The sequence below is a fragment of the uncultured Comamonas sp. genome (assembly GCF_964277875.1).
Taxonomy (GTDB): Bacteria; Pseudomonadota; Gammaproteobacteria; order Burkholderiales; family Burkholderiaceae_C; genus Comamonas; species Comamonas sediminis.
Genome location: NZ_CAXYJV010000026.1, coordinates 65,490 through 75,558, shown reverse-complemented (window position 1 = coordinate 75,558; position 10,069 = coordinate 65,490). Strand labels below are relative to the sequence as shown.

Annotated in this window: 10 protein-coding genes and 1 riboswitch; of the genes, 6 read left to right on the top strand and 4 right to left on the bottom strand. The window is 64.7% G+C overall.

What is annotated here, in order from left to right:
• Positions 1 to 128: 128 nt before the first annotated feature.
• Positions 129 to 1,343 (bottom strand): sugar transporter, encoded by a 1,215-nt coding sequence (locus ACHWUQ_RS10010; RefSeq protein ID WP_394681027.1) that lies wholly within the window; start codon positions 1,341 to 1,343, stop codon positions 129 to 131.
• 114 nt (positions 1,344 to 1,457) lie between these two features.
• A complete protein-coding gene (locus ACHWUQ_RS10005; RefSeq protein ID WP_239808990.1) occupies positions 1,458 to 1,979 on the bottom strand; it encodes a 6,7-dimethyl-8-ribityllumazine synthase in 522 nt (173 codons plus the stop codon).
• Positions 1,980 to 2,068: 89 nt separating this feature from the next.
• Positions 2,069 to 2,226, bottom strand: a riboswitch (FMN riboswitch).
• A 217-nt stretch (positions 2,227 to 2,443) separates the two neighbouring features.
• Here ACHWUQ_RS10005 and ACHWUQ_RS10000 point away from each other — a divergent pair.
• The gene (locus ACHWUQ_RS10000; protein WP_394681026.1) at positions 2,444 to 2,977 is read left to right on the top strand and encodes a methylated-DNA--[protein]-cysteine S-methyltransferase; all 534 of its coding nucleotides are present in this window, start codon (positions 2,444 to 2,446) and stop codon (positions 2,975 to 2,977) included.
• 38 nt (positions 2,978 to 3,015) lie between these two features.
• Here the strand turns inward: ACHWUQ_RS10000 and ACHWUQ_RS09995 are convergent, their stop codons facing one another.
• Positions 3,016 to 4,146: a branched-chain amino acid ABC transporter substrate-binding protein gene (locus ACHWUQ_RS09995; RefSeq protein WP_239808992.1), complete on the bottom strand. Its 1,131-nt coding sequence runs from the start codon at positions 4,144 to 4,146 to the stop codon at positions 3,016 to 3,018.
• A 539-nt stretch (positions 4,147 to 4,685) separates the two neighbouring features.
• Here ACHWUQ_RS09995 and ACHWUQ_RS09990 point away from each other — a divergent pair.
• From ACHWUQ_RS09990 to ACHWUQ_RS09980, 3 genes are read left to right on the top strand one after another with little or no spacing between them, the layout of a single operon-like run.
• Positions 4,686 to 5,177 carry a hypothetical protein gene (locus ACHWUQ_RS09990; protein WP_394681025.1) on the top strand — a complete coding sequence of 164 codons (492 nt, stop codon included), beginning with the start codon at positions 4,686 to 4,688 and terminating at the stop codon, positions 5,175 to 5,177.
• A gap of 57 nt (positions 5,178 to 5,234) precedes the next feature.
• Positions 5,235 to 5,690 (top strand): hypothetical protein, encoded by a 456-nt coding sequence (locus ACHWUQ_RS09985; protein ID WP_239808993.1) that lies wholly within the window; start codon positions 5,235 to 5,237, stop codon positions 5,688 to 5,690.
• Positions 5,691 to 5,714: 24 nt separating this feature from the next.
• Positions 5,715 to 6,479: a DUF4124 domain-containing protein gene (locus ACHWUQ_RS09980; protein WP_312807921.1), complete on the top strand. Its 765-nt coding sequence runs from the start codon at positions 5,715 to 5,717 to the stop codon at positions 6,477 to 6,479.
• Positions 6,480 to 6,491: 12 nt separating this feature from the next.
• Here the strand turns inward: ACHWUQ_RS09980 and ACHWUQ_RS09975 are convergent, their stop codons facing one another.
• Positions 6,492 to 7,502: an NAD-dependent epimerase/dehydratase family protein gene (locus ACHWUQ_RS09975; protein WP_394681024.1), complete on the bottom strand. Its 1,011-nt coding sequence runs from the start codon at positions 7,500 to 7,502 to the stop codon at positions 6,492 to 6,494.
• A 193-nt stretch (positions 7,503 to 7,695) separates the two neighbouring features.
• Here ACHWUQ_RS09975 and ACHWUQ_RS09970 point away from each other — a divergent pair, with 193 nt between their 5' ends.
• On the top strand, positions 7,696 to 8,751 hold the full coding sequence (locus tag ACHWUQ_RS09970; RefSeq protein ID WP_239808996.1) for a CDP-6-deoxy-delta-3,4-glucoseen reductase: 1,056 nt from the start codon (positions 7,696 to 7,698) through the stop codon (positions 8,749 to 8,751).
• A 289-nt stretch (positions 8,752 to 9,040) separates the two neighbouring features.
• Entirely contained in the window at positions 9,041 to 10,012 is a 972-nt protein-coding gene (locus tag ACHWUQ_RS09965; protein ID WP_239808997.1) for a tripartite tricarboxylate transporter substrate binding protein, read from the top strand.
• The last annotated feature ends 57 nt before the right edge of the window (positions 10,013 to 10,069 follow it).

Genomic DNA, 10,069 nt, shown 5'->3' with positions numbered 1-10,069 from the left:
ACGCCTTGCATCTCATCCCGATCCGCGTCCATCCCGCTTGGCGAGGGGTTTGCAGAGGATCCCTAGACCCAAAAAAGCCCGGCACAGAGGCGGTGCCGGGCAGGTGGACGGAGTTGGTTCGCAGCAGGTCAGTGCGGTACGATGCGCGCCGCCGTCCCCGTGGGCGCGAAGCTGCTGCGCCACTTCCAGCCCGCATAGGCACACCACAGCACACCCAGCACGGCAATGCTGCCGCCGATGGGGCCCAGGTAGTGCAGACCGGCATGCATGCCCACCTGGCTGCCCAGCAACGCGCCTGCGCCAATGCCGATATTGAAGATGCCCGAGAACAGCGACATGCCCACATCGGTGGCATCGGAGGCCAGGCGCAGCACCTTGGCCTGCAGCGGCAGCACCATGCACAGCATGACCACGCCCCACACGGCACAGACCAGGTACAGCGCAGGCGGCCAGCGCGTGCTGGGCAGCAGCAGCCACAGGCAGGCGGTCAGCACCGCCATCGCGCCCAGCAAAAAGCCGCGCGGCCAGCGCATGCCAAAGCTGCTGAACAAGATGCTGCCGACAATGCCCATGCCGCCGTACAGCAGCAGCACCCAGGTGGTCACCTGGTTGTTCAGCCCGGCCTCGCGCTGGATCAGCGGCTCGATATAGCTGTAGACGGTGAACTGGGCCGTCACCATCAGGATCAGCAGGGCATAGGTGGCCGACAGCGCCGGGCGCTTGAACAGCACCGGAATGCTGCGCAGCGAGCCGGCATTCTCGCTGGGCAGCAAGGGCAGCATGCGCCACAGCACCAGCATGACGAGCAGCGCCAGCACGCCGATGATGCCAAAGGTCGTGCGCCAGCCCAGCGCCTCACCCACCATGCGCCCCAGCGGCACGCCCAGCACCATGGCCAACGTGGTGCCGGTAGCCAGCAGGCCCAGCGCCTGCGGGCGCTTATCCTGCGGCGCAATGCGCACCGCCAGCGATGCGGTGATCGACCAGAACACCGCATGTGCCAGCGCAATGCCCATGCGGCTGATCAGCAAGGTGGCATAGTTCCAGGCGATGGCCGACAAACCATGGCTCACGATGAACAGCGCGAACACGCCCATCAGCAGCTTGCGGCGTTCGACATTCTTGGTCATCAGCATGCAGGGCAGCGAGGTGAGCGCGACGATCCAGGCATAGATGGTCAGCATCAGGCCCACCTGCTCGGTGGTCATGCCAAAGCTGCCGCCAATGTCACTGAGCAGGCCCACCGGCACGAACTCGGTGGTGTTGAAAACAAAGGCGCCCATGGCCAGGGCGAGCACGCCGAGCCAGGCCTGGCGGCGGGTCAAAGATGCGGAGTCAGTCATGGCAATAAAAAAGCCGCAGCCCCAAAGCGGAGAGCGGCTCGCCAGTGTGCCAAAAAACGCTTACCTGCCCAGAATGGCCAGGGAAAACCCTTTGGTCCCGGTTGTTGGCAGCTGTCAGGCTGCCAGGGTTTGCGGCTGCAGTTGCTGCAACTGCTGCGCTTCCAACGTGCGGTGCAGCTGTACCGTGGCCGCGCAGGCGCGGGCCAGCTCGGCACCCTTCTTCACAAAATGCTGGTGGAAGAAATCGTGGTGCTCCTGCGATTCATGGAAGTCGCGTGGCGTCAGCACGGCCGAGAACACCGGCACGCCGGTGTCCAGCTGCACCCGCATCAGGCCATCGATCACGGCGGTGGTGACAAACTCATGGCGGTAGATGCCGCCGTTGACCACCAGGCCGCAGGCCATCAGACCCGCATATTGGCCGCTTTGGGCCAGGCGCTTGAGCAGCAAGGGGATCTCGAAGGCGCCGGGCACATCGTAGAGGTCGATCTGGTCGGCGCGCCAGCCGTGTTGTGCCAACTCGGCGAGGGCGGCATCGCGGGCCTGGTGCACGATGTCCGAATGCCATTGCGCGCAGACAATCGCCAGGCGTGCAGCCTTGTTGATGGAGTAAGAAATGCTGGAATGCTGATTCATGGTTTTGCTGTCCTTCAATGACCTGAATCAGGGCGCGCGCAAGCCCATCGCAGCACCCCACGTACAGACGCAGGGCGACACAAGGTTTGCGCGATTCTCTTTCATCCGGACTGTGACCGTCGGCTCTGGCATCGCACCAGATCTGCTGACCTTGCGCAGCCGTAGGCCTTGCAAGCGCTCGCGGGCTCCTGGCTCCTCAAAGCCAGATACCGCCGGTGGGGAATTGCGCCCCGCCCTGAGAATAACGCTGAGCCGCTGCCGGCAAGGCCCGGAGGGCCCAAGCCTGCTGCAGCTCGCCGGCCGATTGTAGAGGGGCTGCGATACAAACACCGTCACCCAGGTTTTTGGTGCGCAGGAAACTTGTTATGGATCTAGTTGTGCAGCTTTAGCCCGCCTATCTCCATTACCGCGCCAGCGCTCTACACTGCGGTAGCTAAGCGCTCCATCCATCCCCCGTCCCCACCATGGCCCTGCTGAACTTCATGCTCTCCCGCCTCCCCAGCCCGCAAGGCGGCATCCTGCTGCTGTGCGACGCGCAGCAGCGCCTGCGCGCGCTGGACTGGCAAGGCTATGAAGCCCGCATGGCCTTGCTGATGCGCCGCCAGTACCCGCGCAATGCCGTCCAGATGCACAGCAGCGCGGCTGTGCCCGCGCCGGTGGCCGATGCCCTGGCCGCGTATTTTGATGGCGAGCTGCAGGCGCTTGATCGCCTGGAACTGGCACTGGGTGGCACCGATTTTCAGCGCCAGGTCTGGACGGCATTGCGCGGCATCCCTGCAGGCAGCACGCGCAGCTATGCCAGCCTGGCCGCGCAGATCGGGCGGCCGGCAGCAGTGCGTGCGCTGGGCATGGCCAATGGCGCCAACCCCATCAGCATCGTGCTGCCTTGCCACCGGGTGATCGGCAGCGATGCATCGCTCACCGGCTATGCCGGCGGCCTGGCGCGCAAGCAGTGGCTGCTGGCGCATGAAGCGCGGCACAGCAAAAAGCCCGCCTAGGGCGGGCTCGGGGAGGCTATCAGCACCGGTTTGGCAGCTTATTCGCCGATCGGGGTCTTCTTGCCGTCGATGTAGTGGCTCAGCGTGTACAGAGGTACCTTCAGCTCGCCGTTTTCCTGGAACGCAATCTTCGCGGTCACGCCGTTGTACTCGGACTTGCGCAGCTCGGGCAGGTACTTCTTCGGATCGGTGGAATCGGCACGCTTCATCGCGTCGACGATCAGCATGGTCGCGTCATAGAAGTATGGGCTGTAGACCTGGAACACGCCAGGGTTCTTGGCATCGTAGCGCTTCTTCCATTCAGTGCCGCCAGGCATCTTGGCCAGCGATGCACCACCGTCGGCGCAGACCACATTGCCCAAGGTCTTGGTGCCGGTGGCCAGCTTGGCCAGCTCGGCCGTGCAGATGCCGTCGCCGCCGAAGAACTTCACATTGGTCATGCCCAGTTGCACCATCTGGCGCAGCATGGGGCCGGCTTGCGCATCCATGCCGCCGTAGAAGATCGCATCGGGCTTCTTGGCCTTGATGGAAGTCAGGATGGCCATGAAGTCGGTGGCCTTGTCGTTGGTGAACTCGGACGCCACGATGTTCACGCCCTTGGCGCCCGCGTCCTTCTTGAACACATTGGCCAGGCCTTGGCCGTAGGCGGTGCGGTCGTCGATCACGGCCACGTTCTTCAGCTTCAGGGTGTCGGCCGCGTAGCCTGCCAGCGCAGCGCCCAGCGCGTTGTCGTTGGCGATGATGCGGAAGACGCCGGGGTAGCCAGGGCGGGTCAGCTCGGGGTTGGTGGCCGCGCCGGTGATGAAGGGCACACCGCAGTCGTTGAAGATCTTGGATGAGGGGATCGCGACGCCCGAGTTCAGAATACCGGCAACCGCCGCCACCTTGTCATCGCAGAGCTTTTGCGCAGCAGCCGTGCCTTGCTTGGGGTCGGCCGCATCGTCTTCGGCCACCACTTCGAACTTGATCTTCTTGCCACCGATGGTCACGCCCTGGGTGTTGAGGTCTTCCACCGCAAAGCGCACGCCGGTGACGTTGTCCTTGCCATAGTGCGCCTGAGGACCGGACAGCGGGCTCATCGTACCGATCTTCACCACCTCTTGTGCGCTTGCAGCCACGGCCATACCGGCCACCACCAGGGCCACTGCAGCCTTGATACTTTTATCCATTGCGTCGTACTCCATCAAAAGCGTCTGTTAAGCGCCACCGGTACCGGCATCTGCCGCCTTGCCACTTGTAATGGAGGCCGCACATTCGGTACATCATCGAACTCGATAGCGTGAGTGAGATTTTTTATCTACCCGGGCCTACGACGGTATTAGGACAAGTCCTGTAAAAATAGCGACACAGTGGGTTTGAAATCGCATATAAGCGCCAGCACGCAACGCATTCCAGCGATTGCTGCATTGCATCAATCGGAACGGTGACAGCCGTTATTTGTCTAACTTCTCAACACCGACGAATACGGATATTGACATCCCACAACAGGCATGTCTCCTGCATACCACCCAGGGATTGTCTGTAAAGATTGGCAAAACACAGCATGGCTGTGGCATCGCCGTCAACCCCCAAGGCCGGAAAAACGTCTTTACATACATGGGCCCATGTCTCCGGTTTTGAGGGTGTAACGGTTAGCATTGGGAATCGCGATTGCTGGCCCTATGGCATCACGCAAGTCCTGCCACCACACAACCAGAAAGGCTCGAATATGAATCATCGTCATCTGCTCAGCATTGCCACCATCGCGTTCAGCGCGCTGGCCACGACCGGCTGCGTTGCCACCGGCAGCGACGGCTACTACAGCGATTCGGGCTACGGCAGCTATGGCGGCGGTTATGGCTATGGTTACCAGCAGCCTTCGCAAACCATTTATGTGCAGGACCGCTACAACGACGACCGCTATTACCGCGACCGTGAACGTGACCGGGACCGCGCAGCCCGCGAGCGCGAAGCCCGTGAACGCGAGCGTAACCGTGACCGCGATCGCCAGGCCCGTGAACGCGAACGCGACCAGCGCGCCCGTGACGAAGACCGCCGCCGCGCACTGGAGCGCCAGGCGCAAGACCGTGAACGCCAAAACCGCGAGCGCGATCGCAACCGCTTTGGCGAAAGCCGTCACCAGCAGGAATGCGCGGCCGCTGCCCGCCAGAATGCCGCTGGCAGCGACAATGTGCTGACCCCCAGCCGCCCCTGCCGCTGACCCGCTGACCCGCCCGCGAGCCGAGCGCGCGGGCTTATTCCTCAAGGAGTTTTCACCATGCGTACCATTCGTCTCGGAACGATGGCCATCGCTGCGGCCAGCGCCCTGCTCTTGGGCGGCTGCGTGGTCGCACCCGCAGACGGCGTGTACTACGGCGATGCCTATTCGACCTACTCCACCCCCAGCTATGGCTACGGCTATGGGGGCTACGGGTATGGCTACAACAGCTACCCCTACTACGGCAGCAGCTCGCTGGTCATCCAGAGCTCTCCGACTTACGTGTATGGCGGCGGCCGCCCCTATTACCGCCCGGGTGGCGGTTACTACCGCCCCGGCGGTGGCTATGACCGCCCCGGCCATGGCGGCAGCAGCCGGCCACCACCATCGCGACCCCAGCAGTTGGCACCCGGCACGGGCTCCAACTTTGGCCGCCCTTATGGTTCGGGCCCGCGCCCGGCAGCGCCCGCGTCGCGCCCCAACGGCGGCCGGTTTGGTGGACAGTTCGAGCGCTAACCTTCGGTCACCACCATGCGCCTCATGCCACGCCCCCCTCTGCCCAGCCTTCGCTATGCCGCATGGCTGGGTTTTTGGTGTGCTTGCGCATTGGCGGCGCCGTTGGCGCAGGCCCAGGTCACCCGCTGCGTGGACCCGGGCACGGGCAAGGTGACCTACACCGATGGCGCCTGCGCCAGCGGTGCCAGCGCGACCGAGATAGAGCGCCGCAAATCCGATGAGGAGCTGGCCCAGGACCGCGCCCGCGAGCAGGAAGCCCTGCAAGCCAAGGCCGAGCGGCGCCAGCAGGAGCTGGCCCAGCGCCGGCTGCAGGCCGATGAACGCGCCGAGGATTTGGCGCAACGGGCCGCCAACCGCCCCGCTCGCGCCAACCCCGCGCAGTCTGCCGCCTGCCAGCAATCGCGTGAGCGCTACAGCGCCGCATCCGAAGAGGCTGCCGACAAGACCATGGGCAGCCATGCCCGGCTCGATGCGGCCAAGCGCCAGATGGAGCTCGACTGCATGGGCCCCGAGGCCTATAGCCGGCTGGAGGCCAGCCGCCCCGCCCCGACGGCGGTACTGCCCGCTGATCCCTATTGGGACGGCTACCCATACCGCCCCCATCGCCCCCGCCCACCGGCACCACCGCCCGCCCCCGCACCCAGCATCAGCCGCTGCGATGTGTTCAAGTGCGTGGATACGCAGGGCTATTCGCACCCCCGGGGCCAGATTGGCGAAACCGCACGGCCACCGAGCCCCGGCGCCAACCCGCGCAGCTGCCGCAGCCAGGGCGGCTCGGCACCCTGCTAGCCCGGGCGAGGCTCAAGCACCAGGGCCCGCCGCAGTGCCCGCCCCCACCAGGTACACAGCGGCCTGCAAGCCGTGGTGCACCGTCTGGTAGCGCAGTACCAGGCCCAGCTCCTGCCGCATACGCGTATTGCTCAGGCGCCGCGACTCGCGCATGAAACTCAGCAAGGTGGGGCTCAGTTGCTGCTCGGCCTCGGCAAGGCTGATTCGCATCGGGTGCGGCAGGCGCCACAGGTCAGCGGCCAGGTCAAAATAATCGCCCATCAGCATCGCAGAGTCATCGGCCACATTGGTGATGCGCTGTGGCATACCGCGCCATAGCGCCCGCACCACCGCGCGCGCCAGGTCATCGGCATGGATGTGGCTGGTGTAGACATCGTCCTCGCGCCGCAACAGCGGCGTGCCGCGCTGCAGCCGCCCCAACGGGGTGCCGCCCTCGCGGTCGCCTGCGTAGATGCCGGGGATGCGCAGTACATGCACGGCAGCGCCGCTGGCCACCAAGCGCCGCGCCCAGGCCCGCAATTGGCGTTCGGCATCGACCCGGCGCAGCGCCCGGGCGGTGCTGGCGCGCAGCGGATGGGTCTCCGTGACCCAGGCACCGTCCCAGTTGCCATAGACACCGCTGGTGGAGCCGTACACCAGCTGCGGCGCCTGCCCCGCGCGGCAGGCCAGTGCTTGCAGCAGGTGGCGTGTGCGCAGATCGCGCGAGGCTAGCGTGGGCGGCGTTCCCGCAGCGGGCTGCGCCGGTGGCGCCAGATGTACCACGCGCTGGGCCAAGCCAGCCAGCCGGCGCAGGCTGCGCGGCTCGTCCAGATTGCCCAGCAACGGCGTAGCACCCAGGGCACGCAGGCTGTCAAAGCGCTGCGGCGATGAACTGAGCGCCCGCACCAGCGGGCCGCGCGCCGCATGCGCATGCTGGCCTGGCCGCTGCCACAGCTGCAGCACCCGCTGGCCGACATCGCCGCAGCCCACGATCAGCACCCGTTGGCGCCGAAAACGCGCCGGCAAGGCCTGGCCAGCTGCCATGGCGCAGCGCTGTCGGGGCCCGCTTCGCGGGCTTTGGTTTAAAGGCACAATAAGCTTTCTTGGTTCAGATGGCAGCCATCACACTGCAGTCTAGCGTCTGAACCTGCTTGCAAATGCCAGCGCTCACCCCATTTATGCAACCCCAGGCGCCGATGAGCGCCGTTGTTTTGTGTCGATAAGGAATTTTGGTGCAATGAGCTCTTCGTCCAGCGCGTTTCAAATTTCGGTCCTGCCCAGCGGACGCGCATTTGCCACCCAGGCCTCGGAAGCGATCCTGACGGCTGCGATCCGCAGCGGCGTAGGTCTGCCGTATGGTTGCAAGGATGGCGCCTGCAGCTCCTGCAAATGCAAGAAGCTCAGCGGCACCGTCGTGCATGGTCCCCACAGCGAACGTGCGCTGAGCCCGCAGGAAGAGGCCGACGGCATGATCCTGCCGTGCTGCGCCGTGCCCACCAGCGATGTGGTGATCGAGTCGCGCCATGTCACCGATGAAAGCGCCTTTCCGATCAAAAAAATGCCGGTGCGCGTGCAGACCATCGAGCGCTTGTCGCCCGATGTCGTCAAGCTGCGCCTGCAGCTGCCTGCCGCAGACAGCTTTCGCTACCACGCCGGTCAGTACATCGAGTTTTTGCTTGCCGGTGGCACGCGCCGTGCCTATTCGATGGCGATTGCGCCGCACCACCAGGACAGCGCGCCTGGCTTGGAGTTGCATATCCGCCACACACCCGGCGGTCTTTTTACCGACCACGTGTTTGGCGCGATGAAGGAGCGCGAGATCCTGCGCATCGAAGGCCCGTTCGGCAGCTTCTTCCTGCATGACGGCGACAAACCGATGGTCTTTCTGGCCTCGGGCACCGGCTTTGCGCCGATCAAGGCGCTCATCGAACATCTGCAGCACCACGACATCCAGCGCCCGGTGGTGGTGTACTGGGGCGGCAGGCGCCCGCAAGACCTGTATATGCACGACTGGATGCTGGCACGCAGCGCCGAGATGCCCCAGCTGCGCTATGTGCCGGTGGTGTCCGACGCGCTGGCAGAAGACGCCTGGCAAGGCCGCAGCGGCTTTGTGCACCAGGCCGTGCTCGATGATTTTGCCGACTTGTCGGGCTACGAGGTCTATGCCTGTGGCGCGCCAATTGTCGTGGATTCTGCCCGCGCCAGCTTTACCAGCCAGCGCGGCCTGCCGGAAGACGCCTTCTTTGCCGATGCCTTCGTGACCGAGGCCGACAAGCAGAACCAGATCGTATGAATGGCTGAGACACGGGGTCTGACAGGGCGCAATCGCGGCCCTGTCCCACTTCCGCGTCACGGCATGTACATGCCCCAGCCGCTACACTAGAAAGTTTAGAGCCGCTCACACAGTCCAACCTGCGTTAGGGCCCCGCCTTGTCGTGCGTTTGTCATGCTGCAGGCTGGACCCCTCCCTCTGCAACGCCAAGCTTTGGCTGGCGGGGCTGTGCTGGCGGCACTCAGGGGGTAGTGCCTGCTCGTATCAGGCGCTTCGTCGTTATTCACTCTCGTCAAGAAGACACCAAACCATGCAACGCAGAAATATCCTGTTATCCACCGTCCTGGCCGCCGCCGCTTTCGCTGCACCTGCCGCTTTTGCGGCCGATCCGGTGATTCGCCTGGTCGTGCCTTACGCCCCGGGAGGTCCACTGGATGTCACCTCGCGCATCCTGGCTGAACGTGTCCGCGACCAACTGGGTACCGTGGTGATCGACAACAAGGCGGGTGCCGGTGGCAACATCGGTGCCGACATCGTGGCCAAGGCCGCACCGGACGGCCTGACCATCGGCCTGTCGGCGACGGCCACGCATGCCGTCAATCCCTGGCTGTACACCAAGATGCCTTTCAACGCCGCCAAGGATTTCACCGCCATCACCCAGATGGTGCGCGTGCCCAATGTGCTGGTGATGAACACCGAGCGCGCCAAGGCGCTGCAGATCAGCAATGTGCAGGACCTCATTGCCTATGCCAAGAAGAACCCCGGCAAGCTCAATTTCGGCAGCGGCGGCAATGGCAGCTCCGGCCACCTGGCCGGCGAGATGATGAAGCGCCAGGCCGGCATCTTTGCCGTGCACGTGCCCTACCGGGGCGCCAACCCTGCGCAGCTGGCGCTGCTGTCGGGCGAGGTGGATTTCAACATCGACAACCTGGCGGCCGCGTCGGCCAACATCCACAGCGGCAAGCTCACCGCGCTGGCCGTCACCAGCCTGCACGCCAGCCCGATGCTGCCCGGCGTGCCACCGCTGGCCGACACCCTCAAAGGCTTCGAGATCGACACCTGGTGGGGTCTGGTGGCACCGGCCAACACGCCGCCTGATGTGATCAACCGCCTCAACAAGGCCTTTACCGATGCGCTGAAGGATCCGGCCACCAAGACCCGTTTTGCCAGCCTGATGGCCGAGCCCGTGCCCACTACGCCGGCCGAGTTTGACAAGTTCATGGCCTCCGAGCGCAACAAGTACGAATCGGTGGTCAAGCTCTCTGGCGCCAAGGTCGACTAAGCGCCGCGCTGCGAATCCGTAGCGCCCAGCAAGAAGCCCCGCCAGCGTGCAGCTGCG